Origin of the sequence: Enterobacter sp. GER_MD16_1505_Eko_090, from assembly GCF_003331015.1 — a bacterium.
Lineage (GTDB): Bacteria > Pseudomonadota > Gammaproteobacteria > Enterobacterales > Enterobacteriaceae > Enterobacter > Enterobacter roggenkampii.
The window spans coordinates 154,263-170,841 of the sequence record NZ_PUQF01000007.1 but is presented as its reverse complement, the minus strand read 5'-3'; the positions used below and the strand labels follow the sequence as shown (position 1 = coordinate 170,841).

At 54.7% G+C, this 16,579-nt stretch carries 15 protein-coding genes; 7 read left to right on the top strand and 8 right to left on the bottom strand.

Going from position 1 to position 16,579, the window contains the following annotated elements:
- The first annotated feature begins 146 nt into the window (after positions 1 to 146).
- Entirely contained in the window at positions 147 to 2,822 is a 2,676-nt protein-coding gene (gene acnA, locus C6A40_RS10225; protein WP_114191275.1) for an aconitate hydratase AcnA, read from the top strand.
- A 183-nt stretch (positions 2,823 to 3,005) separates the two neighbouring features.
- On the opposite strand, the gene ribA is transcribed toward acnA, so the two are convergent.
- Positions 3,006 to 3,596 carry a GTP cyclohydrolase II gene (ribA, locus tag C6A40_RS10220; protein WP_008501210.1) on the bottom strand — a complete coding sequence of 197 codons (591 nt, stop codon included), beginning with the start codon at positions 3,594 to 3,596 and terminating at the stop codon, positions 3,006 to 3,008.
- A gap of 196 nt (positions 3,597 to 3,792) precedes the next feature.
- On the opposite strand from ribA, the gene pgpB reads away from it, so the two are divergent.
- The 5 genes from pgpB to yciH all read left to right on the top strand — a co-directional run bounded on the left by pgpB (position 3,793) and on the right by yciH (position 7,442).
- On the top strand, positions 3,793 to 4,560 hold the full coding sequence (gene pgpB, locus C6A40_RS10215) for a phosphatidylglycerophosphatase B (RefSeq protein ID WP_021240298.1): 768 nt from the start codon (positions 3,793 to 3,795) through the stop codon (positions 4,558 to 4,560).
- 148 nt (positions 4,561 to 4,708) lie between these two features.
- Positions 4,709 to 5,017 carry a LapA family protein gene (locus C6A40_RS10205; protein WP_008501212.1) on the top strand — a complete coding sequence of 103 codons (309 nt, stop codon included), beginning with the start codon at positions 4,709 to 4,711 and terminating at the stop codon, positions 5,015 to 5,017.
- 6 nt (positions 5,018 to 5,023) lie between these two features.
- The gene (gene lapB, locus C6A40_RS10200; RefSeq protein ID WP_023617208.1) at positions 5,024 to 6,193 is read left to right on the top strand and encodes a lipopolysaccharide assembly protein LapB; all 1,170 of its coding nucleotides are present in this window, start codon (positions 5,024 to 5,026) and stop codon (positions 6,191 to 6,193) included.
- Positions 6,194 to 6,378: 185 nt separating this feature from the next.
- A complete protein-coding gene (pyrF, locus tag C6A40_RS10195; RefSeq protein ID WP_008501214.1) occupies positions 6,379 to 7,116 on the top strand; it encodes an orotidine-5'-phosphate decarboxylase in 738 nt (245 codons plus the stop codon).
- Positions 7,116 to 7,442, top strand: a complete 327-nt coding sequence (yciH, locus tag C6A40_RS10190) for a stress response translation initiation inhibitor YciH (protein WP_008501215.1) — start codon at positions 7,116 to 7,118, stop codon at positions 7,440 to 7,442. The genes pyrF and yciH overlap by 1 nt, the downstream gene beginning before the upstream one ends.
- Before the next feature lie 105 nt (positions 7,443 to 7,547).
- Here the strand turns inward: yciH and osmB are convergent, their stop codons facing one another.
- From osmB to C6A40_RS10175, 3 genes are all read right to left on the bottom strand, one after another.
- On the bottom strand, positions 7,548 to 7,766 hold the full coding sequence (gene osmB / locus C6A40_RS10185; RefSeq protein ID WP_008501216.1) for an osmotically-inducible lipoprotein OsmB: 219 nt from the start codon (positions 7,764 to 7,766) through the stop codon (positions 7,548 to 7,550).
- Positions 7,767 to 8,025: 259 nt separating this feature from the next.
- On the bottom strand, positions 8,026 to 8,778 hold the full coding sequence (yciT, locus tag C6A40_RS10180) for a DNA-binding transcriptional regulator YciT (protein WP_021240295.1): 753 nt from the start codon (positions 8,776 to 8,778) through the stop codon (positions 8,026 to 8,028).
- Positions 8,779 to 8,822: 44 nt separating this feature from the next.
- On the bottom strand, positions 8,823 to 9,005 hold the full coding sequence (locus C6A40_RS10175; protein ID WP_021240294.1) for a YciZ family protein: 183 nt from the start codon (positions 9,003 to 9,005) through the stop codon (positions 8,823 to 8,825).
- A gap of 193 nt (positions 9,006 to 9,198) precedes the next feature.
- Here C6A40_RS10175 and C6A40_RS10170 point away from each other — a divergent pair, with 193 nt between their 5' ends.
- Positions 9,199 to 10,068, top strand: coding sequence for a crotonase/enoyl-CoA hydratase family protein (locus tag C6A40_RS10170; RefSeq protein WP_008501218.1), 870 nt, complete (start codon positions 9,199 to 9,201; stop codon positions 10,066 to 10,068).
- Here C6A40_RS10170 and pdeR read toward each other — a convergent pair.
- The 4 genes from pdeR to fabI all read right to left on the bottom strand — a co-directional run bounded on the left by pdeR (position 10,065) and on the right by fabI (position 16,332).
- On the bottom strand, positions 10,065 to 12,056 hold the full coding sequence (gene pdeR / locus C6A40_RS10165; RefSeq protein WP_021240293.1) for a cyclic di-GMP phosphodiesterase: 1,992 nt from the start codon (positions 12,054 to 12,056) through the stop codon (positions 10,065 to 10,067). The two genes, C6A40_RS10170 and pdeR, sit on opposite strands and share 4 nt — an antisense overlap.
- A gap of 323 nt (positions 12,057 to 12,379) precedes the next feature.
- Entirely contained in the window at positions 12,380 to 14,314 is a 1,935-nt protein-coding gene (locus C6A40_RS10160) for an exoribonuclease II (protein ID WP_045334884.1), read from the bottom strand.
- 88 nt (positions 14,315 to 14,402) lie between these two features.
- Complete coding sequence (locus tag C6A40_RS10155; protein WP_021240292.1) at positions 14,403 to 15,389, bottom strand: CMD domain-containing protein; 987 nt, start codon at positions 15,387 to 15,389, stop codon at positions 14,403 to 14,405.
- Between the two features lie 154 nt (positions 15,390 to 15,543).
- Positions 15,544 to 16,332, bottom strand: coding sequence for an enoyl-ACP reductase FabI (gene fabI / locus C6A40_RS10150; protein ID WP_003856831.1), 789 nt, complete (start codon positions 16,330 to 16,332; stop codon positions 15,544 to 15,546).
- Positions 16,333 to 16,579: the final 247 nt, after the last annotated feature.

The following is a 16,579-nucleotide window of genomic DNA, read 5'->3' as shown; positions in this document are numbered from 1 at the left end:
TACGGCGGGGTTTTTTGTTTCCCCCTTGTGGACCAATCCGAAATTTATCAATTTGGGTTGTTATCAAAACGTTACGACATCTTTGTGTTATCTTTAATTACAGCCCTGATGATTGTCGGGACATCTCTGTGATTAAGGAGGAGCTTATGTCGTTAACCCTACGCGAAGCCAGTAAGGACACATTACAGGCAGAAAATAAAACCTGGCATTACTACAGCCTGCCGCTGGCTGCCAGAACGCTTGGGGACACTTCGCGTTTACCCAAGTCCTTGAAAGTTTTACTTGAAAATCTCTTGCGCTGGCAGGACGGTGAATCCGTCACGCTCGATGATATACAGGCGCTGGCAGGGTGGCTTGAGAAGGCCCATGCCGACAGAGAAATCGCCTACCGCCCGGCAAGGGTGCTGATGCAGGACTTTACCGGTGTTCCGGCCGTGGTTGATTTAGCCGCGATGCGCGAAGCCGTGAAGCGTCTCGGCGGAGATACGGCAAAGGTTAACCCGCTTTCCCCCGTTGACCTCGTCATTGACCACTCCGTGACCGTTGACCACTTCGGTGATGACGATGCCTTTGGTGAAAACGTTCGTCTCGAGATGGAGCGTAACCACGAGCGCTACGTCTTCCTGAAGTGGGGACAGCAGGCGTTCAGCCGATTTAGCGTGGTACCGCCAGGCACCGGCATTTGTCACCAGGTAAACCTTGAATATCTAGGTAAAGCCGTCTGGAGCGAATTGCAGGATAAAGAGTGGGTGGCTTATCCGGACACGCTGGTGGGCACGGATTCACATACCACCATGATCAACGGTCTGGGCGTGCTGGGCTGGGGCGTCGGCGGTATTGAAGCGGAAGCCGCCATGCTCGGCCAGCCGGTATCCATGCTTATTCCGGATGTGGTGGGCTTCAAGCTGACCGGAAAGCTCTCTGAAGGCATTACCGCCACCGACCTGGTGCTGACCGTCACCCAGATGCTGCGCAAGCATGGTGTGGTAGGCAAGTTTGTCGAATTCTACGGTGACGGACTGGATTCACTGCCGCTGGCCGACCGCGCCACCATTGCCAATATGGCGCCGGAATACGGTGCCACCTGCGGCTTTTTCCCCATTGACGACGTCACGCTGGAGTACATGCGCCTCAGCGGCCGCAGCGAAGAGCAGGTCGCGCTGGTGGAAGCGTACACCAAAGCGCAGGGCATGTGGCGCAATCCGGGCGATGAGCCTGTTTTCACCAGCACGCTTGAACTCGATATGGGAAGCGTCGAAGCGAGCCTCGCGGGGCCGAAACGCCCGCAGGACAGGGTTGCGCTGACCGACGTGCCAAAAGCGTTTGCCGACAGCAATGCCCTTGAAGTGAACGTGGCGCAGAAAGACCATCGTCCCGTCGACTATGTTCTGAACGGACATCAGTATCAGCTTCCGGACGGCGCGGTTGTGATTGCCGCCATCACCTCCTGCACCAATACTTCCAACCCCAGCGTATTAATGGCGGCCGGTCTGCTGGCTAAGAAAGCGGTAGAGCTTGGGCTAAAACCTCAACCGTGGGTTAAGGCCTCGCTGGCACCGGGATCCAAAGTGGTGTCGGATTACCTGGCTCAGGCCAAACTGACGTCGTACCTGGACGAGCTGGGCTTTAATCTCGTGGGCTACGGCTGTACGACCTGTATTGGTAATTCCGGGCCACTGCCTGAACCTATCGAAACGGCGATCAAGCAGGGTGACCTGACGGTCGGCGCCGTCCTTTCAGGTAACCGAAACTTTGAAGGGCGCATTCACCCGCTGGTGAAAACCAACTGGCTTGCTTCGCCGCCGCTGGTGGTGGCTTATGCCCTAGCCGGGAACATGAATATCAACCTGGTGACCGATCCGATTGGTCACGATCGTAAGAATGATCCTGTCTATCTGAAAGATATCTGGCCTTCTTCACGTGAAATCGCGCTGGCCGTTGAGAAGGTCTCTACCGAGATGTTCCGCAAAGAGTACGCGGAAGTCTTTGAAGGCACGCCGGAATGGAAAGCCATCAACGTTGCAGGTTCGGATACCTATGGCTGGCAGGATGACTCGACCTATATTCGTCTGTCGCCGTTCTTTGATGAGATGCAGGCCGAGCCGGCGCCGCTTAAGGATATCCATGGCGCGCGTATCCTGGCCATGCTGGGGGATTCCGTCACGACGGATCATATCTCTCCGGCGGGGAGCATCAAAGCCGATAGCCCGGCAGGCCGTTACCTGCAAAGCCGGGGTGTCGAACGCCGCGATTTTAACTCCTACGGTTCGCGCCGCGGTAACCATGAAGTCATGATGCGCGGGACCTTTGCCAACATCCGCATTCGTAACGAAATGGTGCCGGGCGTGGAAGGGGGCATGACGCGCCATCTGCCGGGGACGGAAGTCGTGTCGATTTATGATGCGGCGGTCAAATACCAACAGGAAGGGACGCCGCTGGCGGTGATTGCCGGGAAAGAGTACGGTTCCGGCTCCAGCCGCGACTGGGCGGCGAAAGGCCCGCGCCTGCTTGGCGTTCGGGTGGTCATTGCCGAATCGTTCGAACGTATTCACCGTTCGAATCTGATCGGCATGGGGATCCTGCCGCTTGAGTTCCCGCAGGGCGTGACGCGTAAAACGCTGGGTCTGACCGGGGAAGAGCAGATTGATATTAGCGGCCTGCAAAACCTGCAGCCGGGTAAAACGGTGCCGGTAACGTTAACGCGGGCAGACGGGAAAACCGAGGTGCTGGATTGTCGGTGCCGTATTGACACGGCAACCGAGCTGACCTACTACCAGAACGACGGCATTTTACATTACGTGATTCGTAAGATGCTGGATTGATGAAACGAGCCCGGCACGCATGCCGGGCTCAGACTGCTGACAAAGTGCTTGATGTACGTTTCGCCCGGCGGCGCTACGCTTGCACGGGCCTACAAATTATAGTAGGCCGGGTAAGCGCAGCGACACCCGGCAAAAAACGGCTAAGTTGTCGATAACAGGGTTTGTCATCAATTTCAGGTAGCATCACTCTTTCAGCAGATGGCCCATTTTGGCGGCTTTGGTATCAAGGTAGTGGGCGTTTTTCGGGTTACGGCCGACAATCAGCGGTACACGTTCTACGATGTTGATCCCGGCTTCGGTCAGGATTTCCACTTTTTTCGGGTTATTGGTCAGCAGACGAACTTCGTCTACGCCCAGCAGCTTGAACATATCGGCGCATAAGGTGAAATCACGTTCGTCAGCGGCAAAACCGAGCTGATGGTTGGCTTCAACCGTATCGTAGCCCTGGTCCTGAAGCGCGTAGGCGCGGATTTTATTCAGCAAACCAATGTTACGCCCTTCCTGACGGTGATAAAGCAGCACGCCGCGGCCTTCTTCAGCAATGTGAGAAAGGGCCGCTTCCAGCTGGAAACCGCAATCACAGCGCAGGCTGAACAGCGCGTCGCCGGTGAGACACTCTGAATGGACGCGGGACAGCACCGGCGTCTGCCCTGAAATGTCGCCATACACCAGTGCGACATGATCCTGTCCGGTTGCCAGTTCTTCAAAACCCACCATCAGGAAATCGCCCCATGGGGTTGGCAGTTTGGCTTCTGCCACACGTTTAAGCTGCATGTGATTCTCCAGAGTAGGCTGACACGTTTCGTGCCTGTGCCCTGTTTTGCTTTCTGTATCAGTTTATTTTGCCACAAGCTCAGCAGGTTCGCCTAATGGGCACCATGCGATATGACCGTTAAAAGCACGATCCGACATCTCCACCCAGCGAACAAATTTCAGTTATGATTGTGGCGCTTAGCAAAAAGGAGAAGACATGCATTCAATCGCCAGACGTACGGCAGCAGGTGCGGCCATTTTACTGATTATGCCTTTGGCCGTATGGCTTTCAGGGTGGATGTGGCAGCCCGGGCAGAACGCCACGTGGCTGAAAACGTTATACTGGATTACGGAAACGGTCACCCAGCCCTGGGGAATTATCACCCACGTCCTCCTGTGCGCCTGGTTTCTGTGGTGCCTGCGCTTTCGTCTGCGCGCGGCGCTAATGCTCTTTGCGATCCTCGGTGGCGCTATCCTTATCGGTCAGGGCGTAAAATCCTGGGTGAAAGATCGCGTTCAGGAGCCGCGTCCTTTTGTCGTCTGGCTGGAAAAAACGCACCATGTTCCGGTGGATGAGTTCTACACTTTAAAGCGTAAAGATCGCGGCGCGCTGGTCAAAGAACAGCTTGCGGAACAGCAGGATATCCCGAAATTCTTGCGAAAACACTGGCAGAAAGAGACCGGGTTCGCGTTTCCTTCTGGCCATACCATGTTTGCCGCCAGCTGGGCGCTGCTGGGGGTTGGGCTGCTTTGGCCTAGACGTCGAACGGTCACCATCGTGATTTTACTGGTCTGGGCGACGGGAGTGATGGGCAGCCGCTTACTGCTGGGGATGCACTGGCCACGGGACCTGGTCGTCGCCACGCTCATCTCGTGGATGCTGGTGATGCTGGCGACCTGGCTGGCTGAACGATTCTGCGGCCCGCTAACGCCACCGCCGGAAGAGAAAGAAGAAATAGCCGAAAGGGACCAAACGGACGCCTGAAGGTTGATATTGCGCATTTTGCCCATAGATCCATGACTGGCGCGTCACTTTTTCCGTTTCGCGCCCGTCACTAAAATGGTAGTTTATAAGGCTGATTGCGGTAAGTTGAACATACTTTATTCGCTTGAACCACATAACGGGAAGTAATGTGAAATATTTACTCATTTTCTTACTGGTATTGGCGATTTTTGTCATTTCAGTCACATTGGGTGCACAAAACGATCAGCAGGTGACGTTTAACTATCTGCTGGCACAGGGCGAGTATCGCGTGTCGAGCCTGCTCGCGGTCTTATTTGCTGCAGGCTTTGCCATTGGCTGGCTGGTTTGCGGTTTGTTCTGGTTAAAAGTCCGTGTTTCGCTTGCGCGCGCTGAACGTAAAATCAAACGACTCGAACATCACATTGCGCCTGCGTCCGACATGCCGGAAAGCTCTGGCGTGCCGGTCGTGAAGGAATAATCGACGATGCTGGAGTTGTTGTTTCTGCTTTTGCCTGTCGCCGCAGCCTATGGCTGGTATATGGGCCGCAGAAGTGCGCAACAAACAAAACAGGATGAGGCCAACCGGCTCTCCCGCGACTACGTTGCGGGGGTGAACTTCCTCCTGAGCAATCAGCAGGACAAAGCGGTAGACCTGTTCCTCGACATGCTGAAAGAGGACACGGGGACCGTTGAAGCCCATCTTACCCTGGGGAACCTGTTCCGCTCGCGCGGCGAGGTTGACCGCGCCATTCGTATTCACCAGACCCTGATGGAAAGCGCCTCGCTGACCTACGATCAACGACTGCTGGCCGTACAGCAGTTGGGACGAGATTACATGGCTGCGGGGCTGTACGATCGCGCGGAAGATATGTTCGCACAGTTGGTGGATGAAACAGATTTCCGCATCGGCGCGCTGCAGCAGCTCCTGCAGATATATCAGGCCACCAGCGACTGGCAGAAAGCCATTGATACGGCTGAACGTCTGGTAAAGCTGGGTAAAGATAAGCAGCGCGTTGAGATCGCCCATTTCTACTGTGAGCTTGCCCTTCAGCAGATGGGCAATGACGACATGGACAAAGCCATGGCGTTGCTGAAGAAAGGTGCCGCCGCGGACCGCAACAGCGCCCGTATCTCCATCATGATGGGGCGCGTTTTTATGGCGAATGGCGACTACGCCAAAGCCGTTGAAAGCCTGCTGCGGGTTATCGACCAGGACAAAGAGCTGGTCAGTGAAACGCTGGAAATGCTGCAAACCTGCTATCAACAGCTGGACAAGCGGGAAGAGTGGGTGGCATTTCTGCGTCGCTGCGTGGAAGAGAATACCGGCGCAACCGCGGAACTGATGCTTGCTGACGTTGTTGAGCAGTATGAGGGGGGCGACACCGCGCAGGTCTATATCACCCGACAGCTTCAGCGTCATCCGACCATGCGGGTCTTCCATAAGCTGATGGATTACCACCTGAACGATGCGGAAGAAGGGCGCGCGAAAGAGAGCCTGATGGTGCTGCGCGACATGGTTGGCGAGCAGGTGCGCAGCAAACCGCGCTACCGTTGCCAGAAGTGTGGTTTTACCGCCTACACGCTCTACTGGCATTGTCCGTCCTGCCGGGCCTGGTCCACCATCAAGCCCATCCGCGGCCTGGACGGGCAGTAATTTTTTAAAAGCCTTTATTTTAGTTACAACATGCTGATGGTATTTAACGTTTTCTGAGCACCGTGCGGTTTGCCGGCCTGGCAGGCAGATAAATGGATTCTGTCAATTTGCGGCGTCGGCAGGTAGAATGCTGGCCGTTTATCTGTTCCGCGCCGCTGCGCGCCCATAGACGAAAAGGGCTGGTCATGACGTCTGTTACATCCTCCACTTCCCGCGTAATTACGGATTCTCCTGTTGTTGTTGCGCTTGATTACAATAAGCGTGACGCTGCACTGGCGTTCGTCGACGGTATCGACCCTCGCGATTGCCGCCTGAAAGTTGGCAAAGAGATGTTCACGCTGTTTGGACCGCAAATCGTTCGCGATCTGCAACAGCGCGGCTTTGACGTTTTCCTCGACCTCAAATTCCATGATATTCCGAACACCACGGCCCACGCCGTTGCTGCAGCCGCCGAGCTGGGCGTATGGATGGTCAACGTCCATGCGTCGGGTGGGGCAAGAATGATGACCGCTGCCCGTGAGGCGCTCCTGCCGTTCGGTAACGACGCGCCGCTGCTTATCGCCGTCACCGTGCTGACCAGTATGGACGAAAATGATTTACGCGACCTTGGCGTGACGTTGTCACCTGCGGAACATGCCGAACGTCTCGCGCGTCTGACGCAGCAGTGCGGCCTGGATGGCGTAGTCTGCTCCGCGCAGGAAGCGGTACGTTTCAAATCAGCGCTGGGCCAGGATTTTAAACTCGTTACGCCGGGGATCCGTCCTGCGGGCAGCGACGTGGGCGATCAGCGTCGCATCATGACGCCTGAGCAGGCGCTGGCGGCGGGCGTTGACTATATGGTTATCGGGCGTCCGGTGACGCAGTCTGCAAACCCGGCAGAGACGCTTAAGGCTATCAACGCATCGCTGAAAAAGGGGGCGTAATGACCGATTCCAACAGCCGTCTGGTCTACTCAACCGAGAGCGGGCGTATCGATGAACCGAAAACGAAAGTGGAACGTCCTAAGGGGGACGGTATCGTGCGCATTCAGCGTCAGACCAGCGGACGTAAGGGGAAAGGGGTCTGCCTTATTTCCGGTATTGATCTGGATGATGCTGAACTGACAAAGCTGGCTGCCGAGCTGAAAAAGAAATGTGGATGCGGCGGGGCCGTGAAGGACGGCATTATCGAAATCCAGGGTGATAAACGTGATTTAATTAAATCACTGCTCGAAGCCAAAGGCATGAAAGTCAAACTGGCAGGCGGCTAAAATAAATGAGCCACGGCAATTGCCGTGGCTCGTGTTATATACGTGCGTATGTCAGACCTGAAATGCGTTTAAATATCGCAATATCGAGGAAGGCTTAGATAATAGTTATTTGCCAACCTGGTGACCGATAATACCACCGACAGCAGCGCCACCTAATGTACCCAGCGTACTACCATCCGTTAATACTGCACCACCGAGAGCACCGGCACCGGCACCAATCGCGGTGTTACGGTCACGTTTAGACCAGTTAGAGCATGCGCTCAGGGACATAGCGACAGTGATTGCCAGAACAGCGGCGGCTAATTTTTTGCTGGTTAAGGTCATAATACTTTCTCCTGAATTATCGATTCACGGAAAGATGTACACGTTAAGTATAGACTAATCGAATACTTAATTCTTTTCCCCGTGAAAGCTGGTCGCGCAGGCGTTACTTCATCACGCAGGTGATAGTCACTTCCTGTTATATCGCTAATAGTAATTTTACGACTTTAGGGCAGGTTAAACAGGTAAAAACTCTTAAAGCAGGGTTAAGAATCATCTCAGAGAAAGACATGTGCGCCCGAAATACGGGCGCGGAGGGAAATCAGGCGCTGGCTTTAATAATATTGACGATCAAACCGCTCTCTTCGAGTTTATTGCGATGCGCTTCGCTCAAACGGTCATCGGTAATCACGCGGCTAAAGCGTGAAGCGGGACCCATCGTGTAAGGGTGAACGGCACCAAATTTAGAGCTGTCGGTGAGCACAATGGCTTCGCACTCTTTTTCCAGTACGGCATTCACCACGTCAGAGCGCATCATATCCCGGCCGGTAAAGCCTGTCTCCGGCTGCCAGCCGTCAATCCCGATAAAGGCCTTACTGAAATGAACCTGCTGGACGTACTGACGGGTCAGCGGGCCAACCATGCTTTCACTTTTTTTCTGATAGATGCCGCCCAGCAGAATCACCTCGCAGCGCGTCTCTTTAAGTAAATGCGCGATATAGCTGCTGACGGTGATAATGGTAACGTCTTTTTGATCGGCAAGCGTTCGCGCCAGAAGGGCATTACTGCTGCCGTTTTCAATAAAGACGGTCTCGCCGTTGTTCACCAGGGACGCAGCAAATTCCGCCAGTTCACGTTTGAGCGCGTAGTTGTTCATCATGCGCGTCTCAACGTCATCACTGTCCAGCGGGACCGCATAGCCGTGCGCGCGACGCAGGTAGCTCTGTTTTTCCAGCAGATTAAGATCCTGACGGATGGTGACTTCAGAAACGCCAGTGGTTTTAGCGAGATCGACTACGCTTACGCGTCCCTGATCGATGACCATCTGCAAAATGAGTTGTTGTCGGGAATTCATAGCATCCATTTAATAAAGCGAAACGAGGTCGGAAACGGTGGGGGTTAAACTTCCCACGGCGCTTTTGGCTGTCTGTTTTCGGGCGCATCGTCAGCGCCATTCTGAGCAAGAAGTTCAGACTTCAGGATCTCAAGATTACGGATAGCAGAGTGATAATCGCCCGCCACCAGGATATCCAGCACGGTATCAATTCGTTGTGCTACAGCTTGTGCGTCAATAGTTGACATAATCTCACCCCAGGCGCGAAAAGTTAATATTTTCAATGATGCAGAAATTGGCTTCAAAAGAGAAGGGAAAAAATGCAATAACCAAATTACATAAACGGAAGTGATAAAATTATTCCCCCTCATGCTGCGGGCTTATTGAGTGGATTAGTCTAAAACTGCGCGCAACGCGCTTTTTTATAAGAGGAATTAGACTATGACAGTTATCAATCAGCCTACCTGCACACTGTTTACCGATACTGAACGGTTCACCCAGCTGTCAGGCTATTACGAGGCAGAGCGACATACAGTCTGGATGATGTTGCGGGCTCAGCCACGTCCTTGCTTCAACCATGCGTTAATAGAGGAGATCATGAACCTTTCATGGCTCGTCCGCCAGTCTGGTTTTGCGGTCGATTTTTGGGTGACCGGATCGCTGGTGCCTGAGATGTACAATGTGGGCGGTGACCTGCAGTTTTTCGTCGAGTGCATTCAGCACGGTCGACGTGAAGCGTTACGGGCCTATGCGCGCGCCTGTGTCGATTGCGTGCATGCGGCCTCCCGGGGGTTTGATACGGGGGCCATCTCGCTGGCCATGGTCGAAGGCAGCGCGTTAGGGGGCGGGTTTGAGGCCGCTCTTGCGCACCATTTCGTTCTGGCGCAGCGCGATGCACGTTTAGGTTTTCCCGAGATTGCTTTCAACCTGTTCCCGGGCATGGGGGGATATTCCCTGGTAGCTCGCCGTTCAGGAATGAAGCTGGCTGAAGAACTCATCTACAAGGGGGAATCCCATACGGCGGAATGGTACGAACAGCATGGCCTGGTGGATCTCCTGTTTGAACCCGGACAAAGCTATGTCTCCACACGAACCTTCATCGACACGCTACGGCCAAAACTGAATGGCGTAAGAGCGATGCTGCGCGCCCGTACGCGCGTTCTGCAATTGCCGCGCAGTGAATTGATGGACATCACGGAAGACTGGGTTGACGCGGCTTTCTGCCTGGAACCGAAAGATATCGCCTACATGGAGCGTCTGGTGATGCTGCAAAACCGCCATCACGCGGCGGGGTTGCGTAAAGCCAGTTAATGCTGTTTTCGCGCCTGATATCGTTTTAGCCATCGCTCGAATGCGGCAGCGGGCATCGGCTTAGCAAACAGAAAACCCTGCCGTTCGTTGACGCCGTTCTTGGTCAGAAAGGCGTCTTCTTTTGCATTTTCGACCCCTTCGGCAATCACCTGCAGGTTTAACGCCTGCGCCACCGCGACGATGGCGCGCACCAGAGACTGGGAGATGGACTGCTTATGAATATCCCTGACGAACGATTGATCGAGTTTTATGGCGTCAATAGGGAAGCGGGCCAGCTGAGAAAGGGAGGAGTAGCCGGTACCAAAATCGTCGAGATGAATTTGCGCCCCCAGCCTGCTGAACTGCTGGATCACGGAGAGCGCCAGCTCTTCGTTCTCGATGAGACAGCTTTCGGTTAATTCAACGTCGACCGGGCAGTATTCAAAATTCAGATCCTTCAGCGCCTGCTTTAAGTCGCTAAAGATAGTCTGGTCGGCCAGCTGACGCGCAGAGACGTTCACGGCCACGCGCAGGTTAATTCCCTTATCGCGCCATTTCGCCACCTGGCGAACCACATCCAGCATCACCCAGCGGCCCAGCGGCACAATCAACCCTGACTCCTCGGCATAAGAGATAAACTCCAGCGGTGGGATCAACCCGCGTTCGGGCGATTGCCAGCGGACCAACGCTTCAAGACTTCTGACCTCGCCGCGCCAGGTGATTTTAGGCTGGTAGTGGATCAGGAGCTGGTCGTTATCCAGCGCCTTACGCAGGTTGGTATCCAGCCAGAGATACTCAAACACGCGCTGGTTCATCTCGGGCGAGAAGACGCAGAACTTGCCCCGGCCGTTCTCTTTAGCGGTGTACATGGCGGTATCGGCGTTACGAATGACGCTTTCCCGGTCGTTACCGTGCTGCGGGGCGAGGGCGATGCCCAGGGAACAGCCGGTGTAAATTTCGATCAGGCCGATTCGGAACGGCTGGCGCAGGCGGGTTAAAATGCGCGACGCCATCGCTTCCAGAGAGCCCTGAGAGGTATGGGTGGCCATGACGATAAACTCATCTCCGCCAAGTCGTGCCAGCACCTGTCCCTCATCAAGACAGCTCAAAATGGCGAGCGCGACAGCCTGTAACAGCTGATCGCCAAACATATGCCCGTAAGCGTCGTTGACCTTTTTAAAGTTATCCAGGTCGAGATACACCACGCCAACCTGCGTGTCGCCGCGGTGACTGATGGCGTCAGAGATCAGGTCGTGGATTGCATTGCGGTTTGGTAAGCCGGTGATGGTATCGGTATTGGCCAGCACGCGCAGCCGCTCCTGAGCGCGGCGTTCCTCGGTAATATCAGTACCGGAACAGATAAGGAAAATTTCATTTTTACCGCTGCCGCTGTGAACGAATTTGTTTCTGAACAGAAACAGTCGTTGCCCTTTACGCGTTTTGATCCAGCGTTCGACTTCGTAGGAGCTGCCGTTGCGGAAGAAACCGGTAATATTGCGTTTTGAGGCAGCCGCTTCGCTGCGGCTCATAAAGAGCTTAAACACGTTCTGGCCAATCACTTCTTGCTCTTTGAGGCCGGTATACTCTTCGCTCAATCGGTTAAAACGCTGAATATTGCCGTTCTGATCGAGAATAACAATCACGGAGTTAGCCTCTGACACCACCTGTTCCGCAAAAGAGAGTCCCTGAGCCAGGTCGCGCGCCACGGAGGGCGTATCGTTCCAGGCGGAAGCCGTACCGGCCCACTCATTACGGGTAATTTTACGGCCCACAAGGTGAACCGGGACATCTTCCCCAAATAACGAGAGCGTCATGGAAATGCTGGAGGTAATAACGGTTAAATGACGGATGAGATCGGCCTGATCGTCGTCCAGCGCAATCACCTGAGTGACATCGGCATTTTCACTGGCGGCAAGGTGCAGAGCGTTGCTGTCAGCTGACAAGCGCCACCATGGGCTGTGGGTTCCCATGTAGCGAAACAGCAAATTCTGCTCCAGATCGTCCATCATGTTTTCTCCCGCAGCTGTTCAGTAGCGCACCAATTATTCATTTGCAGTCGACTTTTCCGTTGAGAAGCAGCGGCAAAACCGAAGTGAACTTATTGTTTTTCCCTGAATTCTTATAATAAAACGAGTCAGATTTAAAAGGATACTGAGCGTATAAAAATTCACGTAACCGAATATAACAACACTCTTTTACTGTAGATAATTATGGCGAATTTGGGCGAGGGGAGACTGAAAATAGTAAGAAAAAATAATGATTTTGTGGCGGGGATAAAAAGAAAAATTGTCGGCCTTTCCGGAAAGGAAATGACCGACAATTGAACAGGTTATCAGGCGACAGGACGCGCGATAATACTGCGGGTTTCCATACGGACTTCAGCGATAGTGACGTCAATCACGTCGGTGACTTTGTAAACTGTTTCACCTTTAATTTGCACCGTACCGTTTTCCTGACTACAGACCATTTCATCGCGAACAGCATGCAGGAATGGCGCCGGAATAAACGCGACAGCACCGTTATCGACCAGACGGACGCGCATCCCCCCGCGGCTGATATCAATGATCTCGGCGGCGAAACGGGTATCCGTACCGGCTTTATCCTGCAGGAAGCGTGCGTACAGCCAGTCGCCAACGTCACGTTCTGCCATGCGGTTCAGACGGCGACGATCGGCCATCTGCAGCGTGGTCTCCTCCTGAGGGCGGGCAACGGTTTCGCCTTTGATAATTGCTTTCAGCAGACGGTGGTTAACCATATCGCCATACTTACGGATCGGTGACGTCCAGGTCGCATAGGCTTCGAGGCCGAGACCAAAGTGCGGGCCAGGCTCGGTGCTGATTTCAGCGAAGGACTGGAAGCGACGAATGCGGCTGTCCAGGAAGCCCGATGGCTGCGCGTCCAGTTCGCGGCGAAGCTTGCAGAAGCCCGGCAGGGTCAGCACTTCTTCCGGATCGACGTGCACGTCGTGATTTTTCAGCAGGGCCGCCAGCGCTTCGGTATTCGCCGGATCGAAGCCGGTATGGACGTTGTAAATACCAAAGCCCAGCTTGTCGCGCAGCACGCGTGCGGCACAGATGTTGGCGGAAATCATCGCTTCTTCAACGATGCGGTTCGCAATGCGTCGCGGCTCGGCCACGATATCCAGCACTTCGCCTTTCTCACCCAGAACAAAGCGATAATCCGGGCGATCTTTGAACACCAGCGCATGGGTTTGACGCCACTCGCCGCGGTTCAGACAGATGCGATGCAGCAGACGGATCTGCGCGGCAATGGCGTCTGATTCTGGTTTCCAGCTACCGGTATTTTCCAGCCAGTCGGAGACGTTATCGTAGGCCAGCTTGGCTTTCGACTCGATGGTGGCAGCAAAGAACTCGATATCGTCTTCAATCGCGCCATCTGCGGCAATGGTCATGCGGCAGGCAAGGACCGGACGCACTTCATTTGGGCGCAGCGAGCAGAGATCGTCTGACAGTTCACGCGGCAGCATTGGGATGTTGAAGCCCGGCAGGTAGTTCGTGAACGCACGGATTTTCGCCGTTTCGTCAAGCTTGCTGCCTTCAACAATCCAGGCGGTGGGATCGGCAATGGCAACGGTGAGGTGCAGTTTGCCGTCGGCGCTCTCTTCAGCGTAGAGCGCATCGTCCATATCTTCGGTGCTGGCGCTGTCGATGGTGACAAACTCCAGCGCGGTGAGATCGCGACGCATCAGACCTTCGTCCTGCATCTCGGTTGCCACGCCGTTCGGCGCTTCTTTTTCAAGATTGTGGCGTGCCAGCGTAACCCACCATGGCACGAAATGATCGGCGCCAAAGGTAATGAACTGGGTCAGTTCCGCATAAAAACCGCGATCGCCCTTCAGAGGATGACGGCGCATTTCTGCTACGGCCCAGTCACCTTCTTTAAAATCATGCTCAACGCCACGGGCGGCGCGGCAGGGAATGGCATCTTTCAGCAGAGGATGATCCGGCACGATAGAAAGACGATCGTCTTTTCGCTGCACCTTGCCCACAAAGCGGGTCAGGAACGGTTCGATCAGTTCTTCCGGCTCGGCGGACTCACGTTCCTTTTCGGTATGAATGACGGCCATGACGCGGTCGCCATGCATCACTTTCTTCATCTGCGGTGGCGGAATGAAGTAGCTTTTCTGCGCGTCAACTTCAAGGAAGCCAAAGCCCTTTTCCGTGGCTTTTACGACCCCTTCTGCACGCGGCGTCTGGGAATGCAGTTGCTGTTTAAGCTGCGCTAGCAGCGGGTTGTCCTGAAACATAATGTTCTATTTTCGTAGCCATTGAGCGGCTGACAGTTTTACGCGATTCTCACTGTCTCAGCAAGCGGTCTTTGGGTAATGAGTGGGGTTATTCCTCTTTACCAAACGCCACTTTCAGACGATTAAGCCAGCCAACAAACGCACTTTGGGTAAGCAGCGTGATGGCATATTCGCCCTGGAATCCTTGATCCGTGAGCGGGGTAAACTGCGCGGCGCTGAAGCGGTCTGGCGAGCGGGTCAGCAGTTCGACCGCTGCCGAAAGTGCGGGTGACGTCTGCGGGATCTCCGCGCGGCTGTTTAACAGGATTTCTCCGGTCAGGTCGAGCAGCGTCGGCTCATGACAAAGCACCGGCGTCAACGCCTCGAGCGCGGGTTCGGCCTGCCAGCGGGAGAGGGACTCCAGCTGATGCGCATTCGCGTAGCGCAGCTCGACGACGGGTAAAAGCGGCATCCACGCATCGTGGCTCGCGGGAAGCGTGTGCGGCTGAATATGGTGCCCCGGCAACCAGCGAACAGGGTGTCCCAACAGCGCCTGAAAAATCGCGACCACGCGCGCCTGAAAACCGATAAAGCCGATAATCTGGTTAATCACCACGATGTCGTACGTGGACAGGCCCACCTCATCAAGCTGGTTCCGGGCTTTATCATCAATGACATCAGGTGAGCTGGCGAGCTGGCGGGCATACTGGGTGATCTGTGCCAGGCGGCGGTTGCTTTCGCGCGAGGAGTCCGGGCCGGGAAGCGGGGCGAGGAGGGCGGCGTAGTGGTTACAGAGCCGCTGAACGCCGCAGGCCTGAGCAACCGTTAGCGCGGTACTGAGCCGATCGTAAGCGCTGAGCGTATGCAGTCGGTTCACGGGAATTGAGAGCGGAAACAGCTGGTGGCATAAGGCTCTGGCAGGGGTAAGCCAGCCAGAACAGGCGGCGACAATCTCATCAGGCAGGGCTAAATCGAGCAAAAAACGATCGTCGACGTTAGCGGCTTCGGGCACCAGGGGCAGAACATCCGTCTGCGCGTGGTTTGACTGGGTTTCATGATACCAGTGGCCTTTGCCGGAAAAACGGCGTTGTTCCATGTGCGTTCCTTGATCTCAAAATGGCGATCAATATCCTGGCGTAAGGCAGATAAAGGGAAAAATATTGTTAGGTGATAACAAATAGCAGAACGGAATAACGAAGGGGTGACGCGGGGGGAAATACTCTCTTCCCGGGCGGGAAGAGAGTCACAGCTTATTTAATTTCCAGCTCGTTCATTGCAGCGATGTTGAAGCCGCCGTCAACGTGAACCACTTCGCCGGAGATACCCGCGGAAAGGTCAGAGCACAGGAATGCTGCAGAGTTACCCACATCTTCAATGGTAACAGTACGACGAATCGGGGTAACCGCTTCGCAGTGTGCCAGCATTTTACGGAAATCTTTAATACCGGAAGCGGCCAGGGTGCGAATTGGACCCGCAGAGATGGCGTTAACGCGCACGCCTTCAGGACCCATTGCGTTCGCCATGTAGCGTACGTTGGCTTCCAGAGACGCCTTAGCCAGACCCATTACGTTGTAGTTAGGGATCGCACGTTCTGCGCCCAGGTAGGACAGGGTCAGCAGGGCTGCGCCCGGGTTCAGCATCGCGCGGCAGGACTTCGCCATCGCAACGAAGCTGTAGGAGCTGATGTCGTGCGCGATTTTGAAGCCATCACGGGTTACCGCGTTCACGTAGTCGCCGTCCAGCTGGTCGCCAGGCGCGAAGCCGATGGAGTGAACGAAACCGTCGAATTTCGGCCATGCTTTTGCCAGTTCAGCAAACATGCCGTCGATGCTTTCGTCTTGTGCAACGTCACATTCCAGAACAATGCTGGAACCCAGCTGCGCGGCAAACTCTTCAACACGGCCTTTCAGCTTGTCGTTCTGGTAGGTGAACGCCAGCTCAGCGCCTTCGCGATGCATTGCCTGTGCGATGCCGTATGCGATGGACAGTTTGCTGGCAACGCCAGTCACCAGAATGCGCTTACCGGAAAGAAAACCCATAGCTTTAATCCTTATATTCATTGCTTATTTTGCCTTGTAATTCATAGCGTTACAGGCAGTATTTCAAAATCATTCGAAATTAGCTCGAAATTATAGCCCACTCACGGCCCTTTGTGTCACGATATTTCTCGCACTTCTCCGAAGTCGCATGCCCCGAAGAATGCGCCGCGGACTCGCGGGGGCGCGAAATTTCAGCATTCGTCCAGTATATCACCCGGCAACAGCTTCGCCTCATCCAACCAGCGAG

Excerpts from the sequence above, each read along its gene's own strand:
- pgpB (WP_021240298.1), top strand. The coding sequence starts at position 3,793 with ATGCATTCAATCGCCAGACGTACGGCAGCAGGTGCGGCCATTTTACTG.
- fabI (WP_003856831.1), bottom strand. The coding sequence starts at position 16,332 with ATGGGTTTTCTTTCCGGTAAGCGCATTCTGGTGACTGGCGTTGCCAGC.
- yciH (WP_008501215.1), top strand. The coding sequence starts at position 7,116 with ATGACCGATTCCAACAGCCGTCTGGTCTACTCAACCGAGAGCGGGCGT.
- C6A40_RS10175 (WP_021240294.1), bottom strand. The coding sequence starts at position 9,005 with ATGTCAACTATTGACGCACAAGCTGTAGCACAACGAATTGATACCGTG.
- pyrF (WP_008501214.1), top strand. The coding sequence starts at position 6,379 with ATGACGTCTGTTACATCCTCCACTTCCCGCGTAATTACGGATTCTCCT.
- C6A40_RS10155 (WP_021240292.1), bottom strand. The coding sequence starts at position 15,389 with ATGGAACAACGCCGTTTTTCCGGCAAAGGCCACTGGTATCATGAAACC.
- pdeR (WP_021240293.1), bottom strand. The coding sequence starts at position 12,056 with ATGATGGACGATCTGGAGCAGAATTTGCTGTTTCGCTACATGGGAACC.
- osmB (WP_008501216.1), bottom strand. The coding sequence starts at position 7,766 with ATGACCTTAACCAGCAAAAAATTAGCCGCCGCTGTTCTGGCAATCACT.
- C6A40_RS10170 (WP_008501218.1), top strand. The coding sequence starts at position 9,199 with ATGACAGTTATCAATCAGCCTACCTGCACACTGTTTACCGATACTGAA.
- C6A40_RS10160 (WP_045334884.1), bottom strand. The coding sequence starts at position 14,314 with ATGTTTCAGGACAACCCGCTGCTAGCGCAGCTTAAACAGCAACTGCAT.
- acnA (WP_114191275.1), top strand. The coding sequence starts at position 147 with ATGTCGTTAACCCTACGCGAAGCCAGTAAGGACACATTACAGGCAGAA.
- yciT (WP_021240295.1), bottom strand. The coding sequence starts at position 8,778 with ATGAATTCCCGACAACAACTCATTTTGCAGATGGTCATCGATCAGGGA.
- ribA (WP_008501210.1), bottom strand. The coding sequence starts at position 3,596 with ATGCAGCTTAAACGTGTGGCAGAAGCCAAACTGCCAACCCCATGGGGC.
- lapB (WP_023617208.1), top strand. The coding sequence starts at position 5,024 with ATGCTGGAGTTGTTGTTTCTGCTTTTGCCTGTCGCCGCAGCCTATGGC.